15 protein-coding genes are annotated in these 19,234 nt (G+C 56.7%); 8 read left to right on the forward strand and 7 right to left on the reverse strand.

The features are described from left to right. Positions 1-35 precede the first annotated feature (35 nt). The 3 genes from AC4IBF_RS01475 to AC4IBF_RS01485 form a co-directional block, all read right to left on the reverse strand. A complete protein-coding gene (locus tag AC4IBF_RS01475; RefSeq protein WP_115876839.1) occupies positions 36-1,100 on the reverse strand; it encodes a methyltransferase in 1,065 nt (354 codons plus the stop codon). Between the two features lie 69 nt (positions 1,101-1,169). Continuing rightward, positions 1,170-1,559, reverse strand: coding sequence for a lipoprotein (locus tag AC4IBF_RS01480; protein ID WP_111963747.1), 390 nt, complete (start codon positions 1,557-1,559; stop codon positions 1,170-1,172). Positions 1,560-1,894: 335 nt separating this feature from the next. Next, positions 1,895-2,944 carry an AI-2E family transporter gene (locus tag AC4IBF_RS01485; RefSeq protein ID WP_023309517.1) on the reverse strand — a complete coding sequence of 350 codons (1,050 nt, stop codon included), beginning with the start codon at positions 2,942-2,944 and terminating at the stop codon, positions 1,895-1,897. A gap of 145 nt (positions 2,945-3,089) precedes the next feature. On the opposite strand from AC4IBF_RS01485, the gene AC4IBF_RS01490 reads away from it, so the two are divergent. Continuing rightward, positions 3,090-4,307, forward strand: a complete 1,218-nt coding sequence (locus AC4IBF_RS01490) for an MFS transporter (RefSeq protein WP_491463121.1) — start codon at positions 3,090-3,092, stop codon at positions 4,305-4,307. 4 nt (positions 4,308-4,311) lie between these two features. On the opposite strand, the gene AC4IBF_RS01495 is transcribed toward AC4IBF_RS01490, so the two are convergent. Further along, on the reverse strand, positions 4,312-4,869 hold the full coding sequence (locus AC4IBF_RS01495) for a DcrB family lipoprotein (RefSeq protein WP_008503073.1): 558 nt from the start codon (positions 4,867-4,869) through the stop codon (positions 4,312-4,314). A 72-nt stretch (positions 4,870-4,941) separates the two neighbouring features. After that, on the reverse strand, positions 4,942-5,607 hold the full coding sequence (locus AC4IBF_RS01500; RefSeq protein ID WP_111963750.1) for a 7-cyano-7-deazaguanine/7-aminomethyl-7-deazaguanine transporter: 666 nt from the start codon (positions 5,605-5,607) through the stop codon (positions 4,942-4,944). Between the two features lie 167 nt (positions 5,608-5,774). On the opposite strand from AC4IBF_RS01500, the gene tusA reads away from it, so the two are divergent. Continuing rightward, complete coding sequence (tusA, locus tag AC4IBF_RS01505; protein WP_491463122.1) at positions 5,775-6,017, forward strand: sulfurtransferase TusA; 243 nt, start codon at positions 5,775-5,777, stop codon at positions 6,015-6,017. 62 nt (positions 6,018-6,079) lie between these two features. Here tusA and yhgN read toward each other — a convergent pair whose 3' ends face one another. Continuing rightward, positions 6,080-6,673 (reverse strand): NAAT family transporter YhgN, encoded by a 594-nt coding sequence (gene yhgN / locus AC4IBF_RS01510; RefSeq protein WP_003861574.1) that lies wholly within the window; start codon positions 6,671-6,673, stop codon positions 6,080-6,082. A 179-nt stretch (positions 6,674-6,852) separates the two neighbouring features. On the opposite strand from yhgN, the gene asd reads away from it, so the two are divergent. The 6 genes from asd (at position 6,853) to glgP (ending at position 17,574) form a co-directional block, all read left to right on the forward strand. Further along, positions 6,853-7,956 (forward strand): aspartate-semialdehyde dehydrogenase, encoded by a 1,104-nt coding sequence (gene asd, locus AC4IBF_RS01515; RefSeq protein WP_047173957.1) that lies wholly within the window; start codon positions 6,853-6,855, stop codon positions 7,954-7,956. Between the two features lie 249 nt (positions 7,957-8,205). Continuing rightward, positions 8,206-10,392, forward strand: a complete 2,187-nt coding sequence (gene glgB, locus AC4IBF_RS01520; RefSeq protein ID WP_133295269.1) for a 1,4-alpha-glucan branching enzyme — start codon at positions 8,206-8,208, stop codon at positions 10,390-10,392. Continuing rightward, positions 10,389-12,362 (forward strand): glycogen debranching protein GlgX, encoded by a 1,974-nt coding sequence (gene glgX / locus AC4IBF_RS01525; protein ID WP_136195951.1) that lies wholly within the window; start codon positions 10,389-10,391, stop codon positions 12,360-12,362. The genes glgB and glgX overlap by 4 nt, the downstream gene beginning before the upstream one ends. A 17-nt stretch (positions 12,363-12,379) precedes the next feature. Then, positions 12,380-13,675 (forward strand): glucose-1-phosphate adenylyltransferase, encoded by a 1,296-nt coding sequence (glgC, locus tag AC4IBF_RS01530; RefSeq protein ID WP_008503066.1) that lies wholly within the window; start codon positions 12,380-12,382, stop codon positions 13,673-13,675. Then, a complete protein-coding gene (gene glgA, locus AC4IBF_RS01535) occupies positions 13,675-15,108 on the forward strand; it encodes a glycogen synthase GlgA (protein WP_008503065.1) in 1,434 nt (477 codons plus the stop codon). The genes glgC and glgA overlap by 1 nt, the downstream gene beginning before the upstream one ends. An 18-nt stretch (positions 15,109-15,126) precedes the next feature. After that, a complete protein-coding gene (gene glgP, locus AC4IBF_RS01540) occupies positions 15,127-17,574 on the forward strand; it encodes a glycogen phosphorylase (protein WP_491463123.1) in 2,448 nt (815 codons plus the stop codon). 88 nt (positions 17,575-17,662) lie between these two features. Here glgP and glpD read toward each other — a convergent pair whose 3' ends face one another. Then, positions 17,663-19,171, reverse strand: coding sequence for a glycerol-3-phosphate dehydrogenase (glpD, locus tag AC4IBF_RS01545; protein ID WP_133295267.1), 1,509 nt, complete (start codon positions 19,169-19,171; stop codon positions 17,663-17,665). Positions 19,172-19,234: the final 63 nt, after the last annotated feature.

The raw sequence follows: 19,234 nt of genomic DNA on the forward strand, positions 1-19,234 counted from the left end.
AAGGCAGACTAGGCCACCCGGGCAGCTAAGCTGCTCTATTGTTCACGTTTGGTGCATATCAGCAGGGTATGACCGACCCCAAGGTTGTCCAGCCGCTGTTCAACGCTGAAACCTGCGCTCTCCAGGTAGCGATAAAACTTTTCTACGCTGTAAAACCGGCTATTGCCATTCGCCATACAGGTGAAATAGAGCGAGGTGGCATTCAGGCTGAAAGAGGCTGCTTCAAATTTCTGAGCATCCCAGAAAAGCTCCATGATGCACAAACGTGCGCCTGGCTTCATGGCCTGTGCGACGCGCGTCAGCATGGCGACAATCTGATCCGGAGAGAAACAATCCAGGAACTGGCTCATCCACCAGACGTCGGCGTCACCCGGCAATGTTGCTGGGCTAAGCATATCGACAGCATGGAATGCAATACGATGAGAAAATCCTGCTTTTGCGATGTTTTCCTGCGCCAGCGCTATCTGCTGCGGCAGATCGAGGATCGTCACGGCAACATTTTCGTCATAGCGGCAGCAGCGTAACGACCATTTACCCGTATTTCCGCCCACATCGTACAATTTTGTCGGCGAGCTTGCGAATATATATGGCAAAGCCGCGTCAAAAGCGGCGTCAGAATAGTAATGATCAAAGGCGAACCAGCTATCCTTCGCCGGAGCAGGTAATTGGGATAAAGCCGGGTAGATGGTTGGCCAGTTGCCAAACACGGCTAATCCGGCAGGTTTTTCTTCCTGCAGGGCGTCCGCCAGGTGAAATAGCCCCTGGTAACAAACGTCCTGGGTGAAATCCATATTTACGCGGGTCATTTCGTCGTGCAGTAAAAAATGGCCCACTTTCGCCAGGAAATAACGTCCTTGCTGTTGGGTTACGATTCGACCGCTTAATCCCATATCCAGCAGTACGCTGACACCATAGCTACCTAGCGTGCTGTGTTCTGTTATTTCCTCAAGGCTGGCACCTTCTTTCCCTTGTTTATCTAGCCAGGCGAGAACGCCTGAGTTACGCAGACAAAGCGCAGTCTGGAATAACATCGGGGCAAAAGCGATGCGTTGCGCTTCGGTAATGGCATCCAGTGCGCTGAGTGTGTCCTTTTCGTACATTACTACGTAACCTTTGAGGATAATAAAGAGAGGTTATCGGGCCATACGCGGCCCGACTTTAGAAAAATATTACAGCGTGGCGCCTGCGGAGAGGTTCAGCTGAATATCGTGGTCGAGGTTATTCACCCAGCGGTTATAATTTTTGTGAATTTTACCGTCTGCCGCTTTCAGATTAAGGCTGTTTTCATAGTTGATTGAATAGCTTGTTGCCGTGTACGGAATACTCACCTGGACCGAGTGATCGCGCGACTGCAAACGCCCCTTAATCATTCCCGGGCCCGCTTCCGTCATGATCCAGTCACGTTTTTGGCCTGCTTTCAAAATTGCCGTTTTTACCTGATCGGCAGTATGACCCGCGCTTACAATAGAGTGAACCTGAGCGATTGGGGCGGTACGCGCACAGCCAGCCAGTGCGCCAACGAATACGGCAGCAGCACACCATTTAACGATCTTTTTCATCAACAACTCCATATCAATATTAACAATTAAAGGTAGTGGTATTTACAAATAATATTCATCCGGCTTTCCGTTGGCGCCAGGCGTATTTTTAATCAATATTAATGTTTGCATTACGATGAAGCGAAGACGGAAATAATAACATGGAAAATAAGTAACTATTTCATTTTTTTATAATTTGCGTTAAATCATAAATTGCATTTGAGCGTAATGCGCACGACGTAAATAAAACAGGGTGAATATCGCCTTAACGCAAATAAAATACCGCGACGGATTAAGGACGCGGTAATTTACGGTGTATTACTGATGGTTTAAACCTACCTGTACAGGTAGGTCGGTTATCCTGGTAATCGGCTTTTCGGCCTCCCCGGACCGAGCAGGATCGCCAGCTTGCTGCCGCCTTTGGTGGTTTCCATCCAGATTTTACATACGCTGGTCAGGGGAACCGACAGCAGCATACCGACCGGGCCCAGCAGCCATCCCCAAATCAGTAAGGATAAAAATACCACCAGCGTCGACATGCCCAGACGGTGTCCCATCATGCGCGGTTCAAGAATATTGCCCAGCACCATATGCACGACGAGGAACAGCGCGCCGACCAGCATGCATTCGTAGAAACCGTTGAACAGAAACGCCTGAATCATCGGCGGCACGGCGGAAAGCACCGCGCCAATATTCGGCACGTAGTTCAGCAGAAATGCCAGCACGCCCCACATCAGCGCGAACTGCACGTCCATCAGCATCAGGCCCAGCCAGACAATGACCCCGGTCCAGACGCTCAGAAGCGTTTTCAGCGCCAGATATTTTGAGACGCCCTTCAGTGCCCGGTGTAATCCGGCAATGTGAATTTGTGGGTTGTTCAGTGCAAAGCGCAGCTTATAGGGAACGTGGCGGACTTCGAACAGCATAAACACTACCGTCATGACCAGCAGCAGAATGCTGGCCATCGCGCCGGAAAGCCCCGTCATCAAGGTGGTGGCGTAGGTCATGACCTTCTCGGAGTCCATTCTGCGCAGCATCCGTTCGGGTGAAATATGCAGATTAAGAAAGGGTACCATCTCCTGCAGCGCGACAATTTTACGCGTCAGCTCTTTGTTGTACTGCGGCAGCATGGTGGAGAATTCGCTCAGCGATGCCGCCAGTACGCCGAAGAGCGCCGTCAGGCCAATCAGCATAACAATAACCACAATGGTGATGGCTACCGGGCGGCTGACTCCCCGACGTAAAAACCAGGTGACCAGAGGATTAAGCACAATGGCAAAAAAGAGCGCCAGCAGGAGCTGAACAATAATGTCGGCGGCAGCATGAATACCCGCAAGGATAACCACCAGACAGGCGAGTTTTAATAAGATGTGAAGTCCTGCTTTGTCGGACGGGTTAGCGATCATGCGTGTTCCTTAATATGATGACCCGGTAAGTGTAGTGCCCGGGCTTCGCTTCGTCTGGAGCCGTTAATCTGAAAGTCGGTGCTGATTTTCTTATTGCGCCGTGGTAATAGTGAAACACGGTTGTAAAAAATCCAGGTAAAACCCCATGCCCGAACCTGCCGCTGAACCGGCACTGAGCGGATTGCGCCTCAATCTGCGCATCGTTTCCGTTGTGATTTTCAACTTTGCCAGCTATCTGACCATTGGCCTGCCGCTGGCGGTCCTGCCGGGCTATGTCCATGACGTGATGGGCTTCAGCGCCTTCTGGGCGGGGCTGGTCATCAGCCTGCAATATTTCGCCACGCTCCTGAGTCGCCCCCATGCCGGGCGCTACGCGGACCTGTTCGGTCCAAAAAGCATTGTGGTGGTGGGTTTATGCGGCTGTTTCCTCAGTGGCCTGAGCTACCTGCTGGCTGCCGCAACCAGCCACTGGCCGCTGGTCAGCCTGGCGCTGCTCTGTCTGGGCCGCGTCATTCTCGGCATCGGACAAAGCCTGGCGGGAACCGGCTCGACGCTCTGGGGCGTTGGGGTTGTCGGCGCGCCGCACATTGGCCGGGTGATCTCCTGGAACGGGATTGTCACCTACGGGGCAATGGCCCTCGGGGCGCCGCTCGGCGTGGCCTGCTATGCGCTTGGCGGGCTGTATGGGCTGTCTATCACCATTATGGCGGTCGCGCTGCTGGCAATTCTCTTTGCGCTGCCGCGTCCGAAAGTTAAGGCCAGCAAAGGCAAGCCGCTGCCGTTTCGGGCGGTGCTGGGGCGCGTCTGGCCGTACGGCATGGCCCTGGCGCTGGCAACCACCGGCTTTGGCGTAATTGCGACCTTCATCACCCTGTTCTACGACGCCAAAGGCTGGGACGGCGCGGCCTTTGCGTTAACCCTGTTTAGCTGTGCGTTTGTAGGTGCCCGCCTGCTTTTCCCTAACGGCATCAACCGTCTCGGCGGGCTGAATGTGGCGATGATCTGCTTTGCGATAGAAATTGTCGGGCTGCTGCTGACCGGAATTGCGATGGTGCCGTGGGTCGCCAAAGTGGGCGTGTTCCTCGCGGGGGCTGGCTTTTCCCTGGTCTTCCCGGCGCTGGGCGTGGTGGCGGTAAAAGCCGTGCCGCAGCAGAATCAGGGGGCGGCGCTGGCGACCTATACGGTATTCATGGATATGTCTTTAGGCATTACCGGCCCGCTGGCGGGGCTGGTGATGGCCTGGGCAGGCGTGCCGGTGATCTATCTTGCCGCGGCGGGTCTGGTTGTTATTGCGCTGCTGCTGACGTGGCGGCTAAAAAAATGGCCCACGGTGCAGGCACCGGAGGCCACGTCATCGTCGTGAAGCGTTACTGGATCACGATGGTGTTAATGATGTTTTCAGCGGCCGTCTGCGCTTTCTGCTGATCTTCCGCTGGCAGGGTGATCTGCAGGGTCAGCAGTTTGTTATCGACCTTGCCCAGCACGACAGAGGAGTAAGCGGTCTGGCCTTTTGCGGAGATGATGCTGTCGAGCTGCTGCAGCTTATGGCCTTTCAGCTCGATGGATTTATTGGTCACGACCTGCAGCTGCGGGTCGCGGCCGCGCTGCTGATCTTCAAGACGTTTGGACAGGACGGCCAGGTCTTCGCTGGTGTCGTCGCCCACAATCACAATGACCGCTTTCTGCCCGGTTGCGTCGGAGTAAACGTGCATGTTGTTCGCCTGGGTGCCCAGCTTGCCGCTCTGGTCAGTCATATCGGCTGGCAGAGAGAAACTGAGTTTGCCATCCATCAGATTCACCGGCTGGCCGGTCGCATTGCTTTCTGCGGATGCGCCCTGAGCAGGCGTTTTCGTGTCGCTGTTATCACAGGCTGCAAGACCCACAACCAGCAGGCCAATCCCGACATATTTAACCAGATTGCGCATTGACTTCTTCCTTTCGATAAACGGCCATAACGGCTCATTCGCTCATCTTATCACAACTGATAAAGCGAACCCTTAACCAGCCTGCAATGCTGTGATTTCAGATTTATCTGCCAGCCTTTTCAGCAGCATATTGAGCAGCACGCCGTACATCGGCAGGAAGAAAACAATGCTGATGAGGACCTTGAAGCAGTAGTCCACCAGCGCGATTTCCATCCAGTGCTCGGCCATGAACGCATCCGGGCTGCGCCAGAAGGCGATGAAGAAGAAGGCCAGAGTATCGCTCACGTTACCGAACAGCGTGGAGGCGGTTGGCGCCATCCACCAGCGATGATTCTGACGCAGGCGGTTAAACACATGCACGTCGAGGATCTGCCCCAGCGCGTAGGCCATAAAGCTTGCCGCGGCGATGCGGGCAACGAACAGGTTGAAGTGGGTTAACGCCTCAAAGCCCTGCCAGCTTCCCATATAAAACAGAGACGAAATCACGTACGAGATGAACAGTGCCGGGAGCATGACCGAAAAAATAATACGGCGAGCGAGCGGTGCGCCAAAAATACGCACGGTCAAATCCGTCGCGAGGAAAATAAACGGGAAACTAAACGCGCCCCAGGTGGTATGGAAACCAAAGATGGAGATCGGGAGCTGCACCAGATAGTTGCTGGAGGTGATCACCAGCAAATGGAAAAGCGAAAGCCAGAACAACGCTTTTACGCGCTGAGATTCAGAAAACTGCGTCATATTGTGACCTTTTTATACGTTGGGGTGAGGGAACCCAATAAAAACCGCAGCATGATACTGCTTTGTCAGGACATTGCAATGGTTAGTTTTTACGCAATCGTTAACCTGGTTTGCATTGATCGCAACCGGGCGTAAACTACAGCCGTTTTTATCAGACCGAGAAGATCATGACCGACCTGTTTTCCTGCCCAGACCACACTCTTGATGCCCAGGGCCTTCGCTGCCCGGAACCGGTAATGATGGTACGTAAAACCGTGCGCAACATGCAGACCGGTGAAACGCTGCTGATCGTTGCCGACGACCCGGCCACCACGCGCGATATTCCCGGTTTTTGTACCTTTATGGAGCATGAGCTGGTGGCACAGCAGACAGAAACGCTGCCGTACCGGTATTTGATTCGTAAGGGCTGAGTGGGCGCCTCTGCGGCCTGATGCCCTCACCCCGGCCCTCTCCCACAGGGAGAGGGAGAAAGTCATCCCTTCATCCACGCCCGAATGCCGTCCAGGAACATCTGCGTTGCCATCATTACCAGAATCAGCCCCATCAGGCGCTCCAGCGCGTTTACCCCTTTTTCGCCCAGCAGGCGCAGGAACAGAGATGACTGCAGCAGGATAATAAATGTTCCGCCCCAGGCAATCAGCAGGGCAATCACCAGATGGCTCATCTGGTTCGGATACTGGTGCGACAGCAGCATCAGCGTGGCCAGAATGGTCGGCCCGGCAACGAGGGGAATCGCCAGCGGCACAATAAACGGCTCTTCACCCGCAGGCAGGCCGCTGCTGCTGCCTTCCGCGCTCGGGAAAATCATCTTAATCGCAATCAGGAAAAGAATAATCCCGCCGGAAATCGACACGGTTTCGGCGCGCAGGTTCAGGAATGCGAGGATTTTTTCACCCGCAAACAGGAAGATAAACATCACCAGCAGGGCGATGAGCAGCTCGCGGATCATGATCGCCCGGCGGCGCTTCGGTTCGGTGTGCTTCAGCACCGACATGAAGATCGGCAAGTTACCCAGTGGATCCATAATCAGGATCAATAAAACCGCCGCGGAAATGATTTCACTCATCTTTAAATTATCCCTGATACTTAGTAGTGTTATTTCGATGATTAGCGCTTTTTCTGATTGCCGGGCAATCATCGATTAATTTCGCTTGCGACTTTGGCAGCATTTTGTAATGTGAAGCATATCCCAGTTCAATACTGGCTTGCACAATCAGCACACACCCTCAGCAGGAAAAAAATGCTATGAAAAACGTTGGTTTTATCGGCTGGCGCGGTATGGTCGGCTCTGTACTCATGCAACGCATGGTTGAAGAGCGCGATTTCGACGCTATCCGCCCGGTCTTCTTCTCCACTTCCCAGCTCGGCCAGGCTGCTCCGTCCTTTGGTGGTACCACAGGCACGTTGCAGGATGCTTACGATCTGGAAGCGCTGAAGGCACTCGACATTATTGTGACGTGCCAGGGCGGCGATTATACCAACGAAATCTATCCAAAGCTGCGTGAAAGCGGCTGGCAGGGCTACTGGATTGACGCGGCCTCGTCGCTGCGCATGAAAGATGATGCCATCATCATTCTCGACCCGGTGAACCAGGGCGTGATCACCGATGGCCTGAACAACGGCGTAAAAACTTTTGTTGGCGGCAACTGCACCGTCAGCCTGATGCTGATGTCCCTCGGCGGCCTGTTCGCTCAGGATCTGGTGGAGTGGGTCTCCGTGGCGACCTACCAGGCCGCGTCCGGCGGCGGCGCGCGCCATATGCGCGAGCTGCTGACCCAGATGGGCCAGCTGCACCAGAGCGTTGCGACCGAGCTGGCAAACCCGGCATCCGCTATTCTGGATATCGAGCGTAAGGTCACCCAGCTGACCCGCAGCGGCGAGCTGCCGGTGGATAACTTTGGCGTACCGCTGGCCGGCGGTCTGATCCCGTGGATCGACAAACAGCTGGATAACGGCCAGACCCGCGAAGAGTGGAAGGGCCAGGCTGAGACCAACAAAATCCTCGCGACCGCGAACACCATTCCGGTTGACGGTCTGTGCGTGCGTATCGGCGCGCTGCGCTGCCACAGCCAGGCCTTCACCATTAAACTGAAAAAAGATGTGTCTATTCCGACCGTGGAAGAGCTGCTGGCCGCGCACAACCCGTGGGCAAAAGTAATTCCAAACGATCGCGATATCACCATGCGCGAGCTGACCCCGGCTGCCGTTACCGGCACGCTGACCACGCCGGTTGGCCGTCTGCGCAAGCTGAACATGGGGCCGGAGTATCTCTCCGCGTTCACCGTCGGCGATCAGCTCCTGTGGGGCGCCGCCGAGCCGCTGCGCCGCATGCTGCGCCAGCTGGCGTAATAATTTGTTAACTACCGGGGGTGATTTTCACCCCTTTTTTTTGCGTACTACATGGAGTAACACGCGGATGTCTTATTTTTTATCAGGAGTCATCTAGAGCGTTGGCTATGCTTTAAGGAAGAGTCATTTCTTACCTGAGGTTCGAACGGAGCAGAATGGATGCACATTTTTGTGCTGTCCCGTTCAGGTCACATTAAAAGTCGTCCCGGAGCGCTTAAAAAGGACGACATAAAAAACAGGATGAATACCATGTCCGATCGTGTGGATAGAGACGTGATTAATGCGCTTATTGCGGGTCATTTCGCTGACCCCTTTTCTGTGCTTGGGATGCATCGTACTGAGGCGGGTCTGGAAGTTCGGGCGCTATTACCGGATGCCACAGAAGTTTGGGTGATTGAACCCAAAACTGGCCGCAAGGTCGGTAATCTTGAATGCCTCGATTCGCGTGGCTTCTTCTCGGGCGTAATGCCCCGTCGTAAAAACCCTTTTCGCTATCAGCTCGCCGTTCTCTGGCACGGTCAGCAAAACCTGATTGACGATCCTTACAGCTTTGGTCCGCTCTTAAAAGAGATGGACGCCTGGCTGCTCTCCGAAGGAACGCATCTTCGCCCTTATGAAACGCTGGGTGCCCATGCCGATACCATGGATGGCATTACCGGCACGCGGTTCGCCGTGTGGGCGCCTAACGCCCAGCGCGTCTCCGTTGTAGGCCAGTTCAACTACTGGGACGGTCGCCGACACCCGATGCGCCTGCGCCGGGAAACCGGCATCTGGGAGCTGTTTATCCCCGGGGCGCACCCCGGGCAGCTTTATAAATTCGAGATGATCGACGCCAACGGCAAGCTACGCATTAAAGCCGACCCGTATGCCTTCGAAGCGCAGATGCGCCCGGATACCGCGTCGTTGATTTGCGGCCTGCCTGAGAAGGTCGTCCAGACGGAAGAGCGTAAACAGGCCAACCGCTTTGATGCGCCGATCTCCGTCTATGAAGTTCATCTCGGCTCCTGGCGCCGCCACACCGATAACAACTTCTGGCTGAGCTACCGGGAGCTTGCCGACCAGCTGGTGCCGTACGCCAAATGGATGGGCTTTACTCACCTTGAGCTGCTCCCGGTCAATGAACACCCGTTCGACGGCAGCTGGGGCTATCAGCCCACCGGGCTGTATGCGCCAACGCGCCGCTTCGGCACGCGCGACGACTTCCGCTATTTCATTGATGCCGCGCACGCCGCCGGGCTGAACGTCATCCTCGACTGGGTGCCGGGCCATTTCCCTGCGGATGATTTCGCGCTGGCAGAATTTGACGGTACGAAGCTGTACGAGCACAGCGATCCGCGCGAAGGCTATCACCAGGACTGGAATACGCTGATCTACAACTACGGTCGCCGTGAGGTCTCAAACTACCTGGTCGGGAATGCCCTGTACTGGATCGAGCGGTTTGGCATTGATGCCCTGCGCGTCGATGCGGTGGCGTCGATGATCTACCGCGACTACAGCCGCAAAGAGGGGGAGTGGATCCCGAACGAGTTTGGCGGCCGCGAAAACCTGGAAGCCATTGAGTTCCTGCGCAATACCAACCGCATTATCGGCGAGCAGGTGGACGGTGCCGTGACCATGGCGGAAGAGTCGACCGACTTTGCGGGCGTCTCCCGTCCGCCGTCATTGGGCGGCCTGGGGTTCTGGTATAAGTGGAACCTGGGCTGGATGCACGACACGCTCGACTATATGAAGCTGGACCCGGTTCACCGTAAGTATCATCACGATAAGCTGACGTTCGGGATGCTCTACAACTACACCGAAAACTTCATGCTGCCGCTGTCGCACGATGAGGTGGTGCACGGCAAAAAATCCATTCTCGACCGCATGCCGGGCGACGCGTGGCAGAAGTTTGCCAACCTGCGCGCCTATTACGGCTGGATGTTTGCCTTCCCGGGTAAGAAACTGCTGTTCATGGGCAATGAGTTCGCTCAGGGTCGCGAGTGGAACCACGACGCCAGCCTAGACTGGCATCTGCTGGAAGGCGGCGACAACTGGCACCACGGGGTGCAGCGTCTGGTGCGCGATCTGAACCTGACCTATCGCCACCACAAAGCGCTGCACGAGCTGGACTTCGATCCGTACGGCTTTGAGTGGCTGGTGGTGGACGACCACGAGCGCTCGGTGTTTGTCTTTGTGCGTCGTGACAAGGCGGGTAACGAAATCATCGTCGCCAGTAACTTCACCCCGGTGCCGCGTGAACACTACCGCTTCGGCATTAACCAGCCGGGCAAATGGCGTGAAATTCTGAATACCGACTCGATGCACTACCACGGCAGCAACGCCGGTAACGGCGGGCTGGTACAGAGTGACGCCATAGAAAGCCACGGGCGACCCAACTCCCTGAGCCTGACGCTGCCGCCGCTTGGCACCATCTGGCTGATGCGGGAGGGCGAATGACGCAGCTTACGGCAGGTAAACCCGAACCGCTCGGGGCGCGTTTTGACGGAAAGGGTGTCAATTTCACCCTCTTTTCCGCTCACGCCGAGCGGGTAGAACTGTGCGTGTTTGACGGGGAAGGTAACGAGCACCGTTACGATTTACCCGCGCGCACGGGGGATACCTGGCACGGCTACCTGGCCGGAGGACGGCCAGGCATGCACTATGGCTTTCGCGTACACGGTCCGTGGGATCCGGCGCAGGGTCACTGGTTTAACCCGGCGAAGCTGCTGATTGACCCGTGCGCGCACCGGGTGGACGGTGAGTTTAAAGATGACCCTCTGTTCCACGTAGGCTACGGCGAGCCAGACCACCGCGACAGCGCGCCCGTCGCGCCTAAAAGCGTGGTGGTGAACGATCTTTATGACTGGGAAGACGATGCCCCGCCGCACACGCCGTGGGGCAATACCGTCATTTATGAAGCCCACGTTAAAGGGCTGACGTACCTGCACCCGTCGATCCCCAAAGAGATGCGCGGCACCTATAAGGCACTCGGGCATCCCACCATGATCGCCTACCTGAAACATCTCGGTATCACCGCCCTGGAACTGCTTCCCGTTGCCCATTTTGCCAGCGAGCCGCGTCTGCAGCGGCTGGGGCTCAGCAACTACTGGGGCTACAACCCGCTGGCGATGTTCGCGCTCGAACCGCGCTATGCCGTCCTTCCGGAAAAAGCGCGGGACGAGTTCCGCGATGCGGTGAAGGCTCTCCACGCGGCGGGCATTGAGGTCATTCTGGACGTGGTGCTCAACCACAGTGCAGAAAGCGATCTCGACGGTCCGACGCTCTCCATGCGCGGAATTGATAACCGTAGCTATTATTGGATCAGGCAGGATGGCGATTATGAGAACTGGACCGGCTGCGGTAACACGCTCAACCTCAGCCATCCGGCGGTCACGCATTTTGCGTATGAATGCCTGAAATACTGGGTGGAGACGTTCCACGTCGACGGTTTTCGTTTCGACCTGGCGCCCGTGATGGGGCGCACGCCGGCGTTCAGCCGGCAGGCGCCGCTGTTCGAGGCGATAAAAAACTGTCCGGTGCTCTCGCAGGTGAAGCTCATTGCCGAGCCGTGGGACATTGGCGAAGGCGGTTATCAGGTCGGGAATTTCCCGCCGCTGTTTGCCGAGTGGAACGATCACTACCGCGACGCCGTGCGCCGCTTCTGGCTGGAACGCAATCTGTCGCTGGGGGAATTTGCCGGGCGCTTTGCCGCGTCGAGCGATCTCTTTAAGCGCGACGGCAAACGCCCGTCGGCTACCGTCAACCTGTTGACGGCGCACGACGGTTTTACGCTCAGGGACTGCGTTTGTTTCAATCAGAAACACAATGAGGCAAACGGCGAAGAGAATCGCGATGGCACTAACAATAACCATAGCTTTAATCATGGTATAGAAGGGTTAGGCGGAAGCCTCGACGTCATCGAGCGGCGACGCGCCAGCGTTCATGCGCTGCTGACAACGCTTTTACTGTCGCAGGGCACGCCGATGCTGCTGGCAGGCGATGAGCATGGTCACAGCCAGCACGGTAATAACAATGCGTATTGCCAGGACAACACCTTAACCTGGCTCGACTGGGGGGAAGCCAACAGCGGGCTGATTCATTTCACCGCTGCGCTGATCCATCTTCGCCAGCAGATCCCCGCGCTGACCGCCAACAGCTGGTGGGAAGAGGGTGACGGCAACGTTCGCTGGCTGAATAAAGACGCGCAACCGTTAAGCGCGCAAGAGTGGCAACACGGCGTACCACGCCTGCAAATCCTGCTGTCGGATAAATGGCTGGTCACGCTGAACGCGACGGATGACGTCGCAGAGATTGTTTTACCTGACGGGGAGTGGCGCGCCGTTCCCCCCTTTGCCGGAGCGGATAATCCGGTAGTAATGGCTGTCTGGCACGGGCCTGCGCACGGAGTGTGCGTATTCCAAAGATGATAAAAAAGGAGTTAGTCATGGTTAGATTAGAGAAGAACGATCCCTTAATGTTGGCACGCCAGCTACCATTAAAAACGGTTGCCCTGATCCTTGCGGGTGGGCGTGGTACCCGTCTGAAAGATTTGACCATCAAGCGCGCCAAACCGGCTGTTCACTTTGGTGGTAAGTTCCGCATCATCGACTTTGCGCTCTCCAACTGTCTGAACTCGGGCATTCGCCGCATCGGCGTCATTACGCAGTATCAGTCGCACACGCTGGTTCAGCATATCCAGCGCGGCTGGTCATTCTTCAGCGAAGAGATGAACGAGTTTGTCGATCTCCTTCCTGCTCAGCAGCGCGTTCACGGCGAGAACTGGTACCGCGGTACGGCGGATGCGGTGACCCAGAACCTCGACATTATTCGTCGCTATAACGCGGAATACATCGTGATCCTCGCCGGGGACCACATCTACAAGCAAGATTACTCCCACATGCTGATCGACCACGTCGAAAAAGGGGCGCGCTGCACCGTGGCGTGTCTGCCTGTGCCCGTTGCCGAAGCGACGGCGTTTGGCGTCATGCACGTGGATGCCGACGACAAAATTATCGACTTCGTTGAAAAACCGGCGAACCCGCCAACGATGCCGGGCGATGACACCAAATCGCTCGCCAGCATGGGGATCTATGTCTTTGACGCAGATTATCTTTATGAGCTGCTGGAAGAAGACGACAAAGACGAAAACTCCAGCCACGACTTCGGTAAAGACATCATTCCGAAAATCACGAAAGCTGGCATGGCGTATGCACATCCATTCCCGCTGTCCTGCGTACAGTCCGATCCGAATGCGGAACCCTACTGGCGCGATGTGGGAACGCTGGAAGCTTACTGGAAAGCGAACCTCGATCTGGCATCGGTCACGCCTGAACTGGATATGTATGACCAGAACTGGCCGATTCGTACCCATATGGAGTCGCTACCGCCGGCCAAATTCGTGCAGGACCGCTCCGGCAGCCACGGTATGACGCTGAACTCGCTGGTGTCCGGCGGGTGCATTATCTCCGGTTCGGTCGTGGTGCAGTCGGTGTTGTTCCCGCGCGTGCGGATAAATTCATTCTGTAATATCGATTCGGCAGTCTTGTTGCCGGATGTCTGGGTAGGGCGCTCGTGTCGTCTGCGTCGTTGCGTGATCGACCGTGCCTGCGTCATCCCTGAAGGGATGGTCATTGGGGAGAATGCGGAAGAAGACGCGCGTCGTTTCTACCGTTCGGAAGAGGGGATCGTGTTAGTCACACGGGAAATGTTGCGGAAGCTGCAGATCAAACAGGAGCGATGATGCAGGTTTTACACGTATGTTCTGAGATGTTCCCGTTATTAAAAACGGGCGGACTGGCAGATGTGCTTGGCGCATTACCGGCGGCGCAAATCGCCGGAGGCGTGGATACCCGAGTCCTGCTGCCCGCCTTTCCGGATATCCGGCGCGGTATACCCGATGCAAAAGTGGTGACCCGCCGTGAAACGTTTGCCGGACGCATTACCCTGCTGTTTGGACATTACAATGGCGTAGGGATTTACCTGATCGACGCGCCGCACTTATACGATCGACCGGGCAGCCCGTATCACGATACGAACCTGTTCGCCTACACCGACAACGTGCTGCGCTTTGCGCTGCTCGGCTGGGTTGGAGCAGAAATGGCGACGGGGCTGGATCCGTTCTGGCGTCCGGATGTGGTGCACGCGCACGACTGGCACGCCGGGCTTGCCCCGGCGTATCTCGCCGCGCGCGGCCACCCGGCGAAATCGGTCTTTACCGTGCATAACCTTGCCTATCAGGGGATGTACTACGCCCATCACATGAATGACATCGATCTGCCATGGTCGTTCTTTAACATGCACGGTCTGGAGTTTAACGGGCAGATCTCGTTCCTGAAGGCGGGGCTGTACTACGCCGATCACATCACGGCGGTGAGCCCGACCTACGCGCGTGAGATCACCCAGCCGGCGTTTGGCTACGGCATGGAAGGGTTGCTGCAGCAGCGCCATCGCGAAGGCCGCCTGTCGGGTATTCTGAACGGCGTGGATGAACAGATCTGGAGCCCGGAAACCGATCTCCTGCTGGCGGCGCGCTATGGCCGTGATTCCGTGGAAGACAAAGCGGAAAACAAACGCCAGCTGCAGATTGCGATGGGCCTGAAGGTGAACGACAAAGTGCCGCTGTTCGCCGTCGTGAGCCGCCTGACCAGCCAGAAAGGGCTGGATCTGGTGCTGGAGGCGCTGCCCGGTTTACTGGAGCAGGGCGGACAGCTGGCGCTGCTCGGCGCGGGCGATCCGGTGCTGCAGGAAGGTTTCCTTGCCGCCGCTGCGGAACACCCGGGGCAGGTGGGCGTGCAGATTGGCTACCACGAGGCGTTCTCGCACCGAATTATGGGCGGCGCGGACGTCATTCTGGTGCCAAGCCGTTTCGAACCCTGCGGCCTGACGCAGCTTTATGGTCTGAAATACGGCACGCTGCCGCTGGTGCGCCGCACGGGCGGACTGGCGGATACCGTATCCGACAGCTCTCTGGAAAATCTGGCGGACGGTATCGCCAGCGGGTTTGTCTTTGAGGACAGTAATGCCTGGTCGCTGCTTCGGGCGATTCGGCGTGCTTTCGTCTTGTGGTCCCGTCCATCACTCTGGCGTTACGTTCAGCGTCAGGCGATGTCCATGGACTTTAGCTGGCACGTCGCGGCGCAGTCATACCGCGATCTCTATCAACGCTTGATGTAACGAGGCGAAGTTACTGATATGAACGCTCCATTTAGCTACTCTTCACCCACGCTCAGCGTTGAGGCGTTAAAGCACTCCATCGCCTACAAGCTGATGTTCACCATCGGGAAAGATCCGGTTATAGCCAACAAGCACGAGTGGCTGAACGCCACCCTGTTTGCGGTGCGTGACCGCCTGGTTGAACGCTGGCTGCGCTCAAACCGCGCCCAGCTTTCGCAGGAGACGCGTCAGGTTTACTACCTGTCGATGGAATTTTTGATTGGCCGCACGCTGTCCAACGCGCTGCTGTCGCTCGGTATTTATGACGATGTCAAAACCGCACTCGAAGAGATGGGGTTAGATTTAGAAGAACTGATCGACGAAGAGAACGACCCGGGCCTCGGCAACGGCGGTCTGGGGCGTCTCGCCGCCTGCTTCCTCGACTCGCTGGCGACGCTGGCGCTGCCGGGCCGCGGCTACGGTATTCGCTACGACTACGGTATGTTCAAACAGAACATCGTCGACGGGCGTCAGAAAGAGTCGCCGGACTACTGGCTGGAGTACGGCAACCCGTGGGAATTCAAGCGCCACAACACGCGCTACAAGGTGCGCTTTGGCGGGCGTATCCAGCAGGAAGGGAAAAAATCCCGCTGGGTGGAAACGGAAGAGATCCTGGCCGTGGCCTACGACCAGATTATCCCCGGCTACGATACCGACGCCACCAACACGCTGCGCCTATGGAGTGCCCAGGCCAGTAGCGAAATTAACCTCGGTAAATTTAACCAGGGTGACTACTTCGCGGCGGTGGAGGATAAAAACCACTCCGAGAACGTGTCCCGCGTGCTGTACCCGGATGACTCGACCTACTCGGGTCGCGAGCTGCGCCTGCGTCAGGAGTATTTCCTCGTTTCGGCTACCATTCAGGACATCCTCAGCCGCCACCATCAGCTGCACAAAACCTACGCCAACCTGGCGGAGAAAACCGCGATCCACCTTAACGACACCCACCCGGTGCTCTCTATTCCGGAACTGATGCGCCTGCTGATCGACGAGCATAAGTTCAGCTGGGATGACGCCTTTGAGGTGACCTGCCAGGTGTTCTCGTACACCAACCACACGCTGATGAGCGAAGCGCTGGAGACGTGGCCGGTGGACATGCTCGGTAAAATCCTGCCGCGCCACCTGCAGATTATCTTTGAGATTAACGACTACTTCCTCAAGACGCTGCAGGAGCAGTATCCGAACGATACCGGCCTGCTGAGCCGTGCGTCCATCATTGATGAGTCGAACGGTCGTCGCGTGCGCATGGCCTGGCTGGCGGTTGTCATCAGCCACAAGGTCAACGGCGTGTCCGAGCTCCACTCGAACCTGATGGTGCAGTCGCTGTTTGCGGACTTCGCGAAGATCTTCCCGACGCGGTTCTGCAACGTGACCAACGGCGTCACGCCGCGCCGCTGGCTGGCGCTGGCCAACCAGCCGCTCTCTGAGGTGCTGGACGAGAATATCGGCCGTACCTGGCGTACCGACTTGAGCCAGCTGAGCGAGCTGGAACAGCATATTGATTTCCCGACGGTGAACAAAGCCGTGCGCGAAGCCAAGCTGCTGAACAAAAAGCGTCTGGCGGTCTGGCTGGCGATGCACCTCAACGTGGTGGCAAACCCGAAAGCGCTGTTCGACGTTCAGATCAAACGCATCCACGAATACAAACGTCAGCTGATGAACGTGCTGCACGTGATCACCCATTACAACCGCATCAAGGCCGATCCAACGGCCGAATGGGTGCCGCGCGTGAAGATCTTCGCCGGTAAGGCGGCTTCCGCCTACTACATGGCGAAGCACATTATTCATCTCATCAACGATGTGGCGAAGGTGGTCAACCAGGATCCGGACATTGGCGACAAGCTGAAGGTGGTGTTCATTCCGAACTACAGCGTGAGCCTGGCGCAGATGATCATCCCGGCGGCGGATCTCTCTGAGCAGATTTCTACGGCGGGTACGGAGGCATCCGGCACCAGTAACATGAAGTTTGCCCTTAACGGCGCGCTGACCATTGGTACGCTTGACGGGGCGAACGTCGAGATGCTGGAGCACGTGGGCGAAGACAATATCTTTATCTTCGGTAATACGACGGAAGAGGTGGAGGCGCTGCGCAGGAAAGGCTACTCGCCGCGTCAATATTACGAAGAGGATGAAGAGTTACGTCAGGTGCTAACGCAGATCGCGACCGGCGTGTTTAGCCCGGATGAACCGAGCCGCTATCGCGATCTGGTGGATTCGCTGATTAACTTTGGCGATCACTACCAGGTGCTGGCGGATTACCGCAGCTACGTGGACTGTCAGGATAAGGTGGACGAACTTTATCGCCAGCCGGAGAAGTGGACCAGCGCCGCGATGTACAACATCGCCAATATGGGCTATTTCTCGTCAGACAGGACCATCAAGGAGTATGCCGAGACGATCTGGCATATTGATCCGGTGAGGTTGTAAAAACAAAGCCGGGTGGCGGCTTCGCCTTACCCGGCCTACTTGATCCCGTAGGCCCGGTAAGCGTAGCGCCACCGGGCATTTTTTCACATCAGGACGCCAGCGACAGCTCACGCTTCCCCGCATTTTGCAGTAACCACTGCGCCACGCGAGACTGCTGCTCGGCGTTGAGCCACATCCCTTCTTTGGTACGGCGCCAGATAGCATCGTCCAGACGACGCACCCACTCGTGCTCAACCAGGTAACGCAGCTCGGCTTCGTATAGCTCGTGGCCGAAATGCTCGCCCAGATCCACAATGTCCTTCGCATCGCCCAGAATCAGCTCGGTATTGCTGCCGTAGGTGCGGGCATAGTGGCGCGCCATTCCTTCGGTGATGAACGGGAACCGACGGCGCAGCTTCGCGGCGTAATCATCGCGGTTATCGCCGATATCACCGCCGGGCAATACCGCGCCCTTGGTCCATGCCGGGCCAATGCCTTTATAGTACGGCGCCAGTTTTTCCAGCGCGTGCTCGGCCAGCTTGCGGTAGGTAGTGAGCTTACCGCCAAAAACGGAAAGCAGCGGCGCCTGACCGTCAACGTCGTGAATATCGAGCGTATAGTCGCGGGTAATGGCCTGCGGTGAGTCAGATTCGTCATCGCACAGCGGACGCACGCCGGAGTAGGTCCAGACAACGTCGTCGCGCGACAGCTGTTTCTTAAAGTGCGCGTTATACACTTTGAGCAGGTAGTTCACTTCGCTCTCGTCGATCTCGACGTTTTTCGGATCGCCTTTGTACTCCACGTCGGTAGTACCGATGATCGAGAATTCGTCCATCCACGGGATCACAAACACGATGCGCTTGTCTTCGTTCTGCAGGATGTAAGCCTGCTTCTGGGTATGCACGCGCGGCACCACAATGTGGCTGCCCTTGATCAGGCGAATGCCGTATGGAGAAGGCAGATGCATGCCGTCGTCGAAGAACTGCTTCACCCACGGGCCGGTAGCGTTCACCAGGCCGCGCGCTTTCCAGCTGAATTTCTCGCCGGTATCAATGTCTTCCGCTTCCACAATCCACAGGCCATTTTCACGACGGGCAGCGGTTGCGCGGGTGCGGGTTTTCACCTCGCCACCTTTCTTCTCAACCATCTGCGCATTCGCCAGTACCAGGCGGGCATCATCCACCCAGCAGTCGGAATATTCGAATCCGCGCACGATTTCCGGCTTAAGGACCGATTCTGAGCCAAAACGCAACCCTTTCGAACCCGGGAGGCTGGTGCGTTTACCCAGATGATCGTACATAAACAGACCGATGCGAATCATCCACGCCGGACGCAGATGCGGGCGATGGGGCAGGCGGAAGCGCATCGGAATCGCCAGATGCGGGGCCATTTTCAGCAGCACTTCACGTTCGGCCAGCGCTTCACTGACCAGGCGGAATTCGTAGTGTTCCAGGTAGCGCAGGCCACCGTGAATCAGTTTGGAGCTGGCGGACGACGTCGCGCAGGCGAGATCGTTAGCTTCCAGCATCAGTACGGACAAACCGCGTCCTGCGGCATCGACCGCAATACCGGCACCGTTGATGCCACCGCCTATCACAATCAGATCTTTGGTTTCCATAACACCCTCATGCACTTTCGTTAAAGCTCAGAAATGTTCGATATCGCTCATAATAGCAAAGGA

It is taken from the genome of Enterobacter sp. Taxon_8, from assembly GCF_058354585.1.

Bases quoted from the DNA above. Each gene is read 5' to 3' on its own strand.
- AC4IBF_RS01475 (WP_115876839.1), bottom strand. From the start codon at position 1,100: ATGTACGAAAAGGACACACTCAGCGCACTGGATGCCATTACCGAAGCG.
- AC4IBF_RS01480 (WP_111963747.1), bottom strand. From the start codon at position 1,559: ATGAAAAAGATCGTTAAATGGTGTGCTGCTGCCGTATTCGTTGGCGCA.
- AC4IBF_RS01485 (WP_023309517.1), bottom strand. From the start codon at position 2,944: ATGATCGCTAACCCGTCCGACAAAGCAGGACTTCACATCTTATTAAAA.
- AC4IBF_RS01490 (WP_491463121.1), top strand. From the start codon at position 3,090: ATGCCCGAACCTGCCGCTGAACCGGCACTGAGCGGATTGCGCCTCAAT.
- AC4IBF_RS01495 (WP_008503073.1), bottom strand. From the start codon at position 4,869: ATGCGCAATCTGGTTAAATATGTCGGGATTGGCCTGCTGGTTGTGGGT.
- AC4IBF_RS01500 (WP_111963750.1), bottom strand. From the start codon at position 5,607: ATGACGCAGTTTTCTGAATCTCAGCGCGTAAAAGCGTTGTTCTGGCTT.
- tusA (WP_491463122.1), top strand. From the start codon at position 5,775: ATGACCGACCTGTTTTCCTGCCCAGACCACACTCTTGATGCCCAGGGC.
- yhgN (WP_003861574.1), bottom strand. From the start codon at position 6,673: ATGAGTGAAATCATTTCCGCGGCGGTTTTATTGATCCTGATTATGGAT.
- asd (WP_047173957.1), top strand. From the start codon at position 6,853: ATGAAAAACGTTGGTTTTATCGGCTGGCGCGGTATGGTCGGCTCTGTA.
- glgB (WP_133295269.1), top strand. From the start codon at position 8,206: ATGTCCGATCGTGTGGATAGAGACGTGATTAATGCGCTTATTGCGGGT.
- glgX (WP_136195951.1), top strand. From the start codon at position 10,389: ATGACGCAGCTTACGGCAGGTAAACCCGAACCGCTCGGGGCGCGTTTT.
- glgC (WP_008503066.1), top strand. From the start codon at position 12,380: ATGGTTAGATTAGAGAAGAACGATCCCTTAATGTTGGCACGCCAGCTA.
- glgA (WP_008503065.1), top strand. From the start codon at position 13,675: ATGCAGGTTTTACACGTATGTTCTGAGATGTTCCCGTTATTAAAAACG.
- glgP (WP_491463123.1), top strand. From the start codon at position 15,127: ATGAACGCTCCATTTAGCTACTCTTCACCCACGCTCAGCGTTGAGGCG.
- glpD (WP_133295267.1), bottom strand. From the start codon at position 19,171: ATGGAAACCAAAGATCTGATTGTGATAGGCGGTGGCATCAACGGTGCC.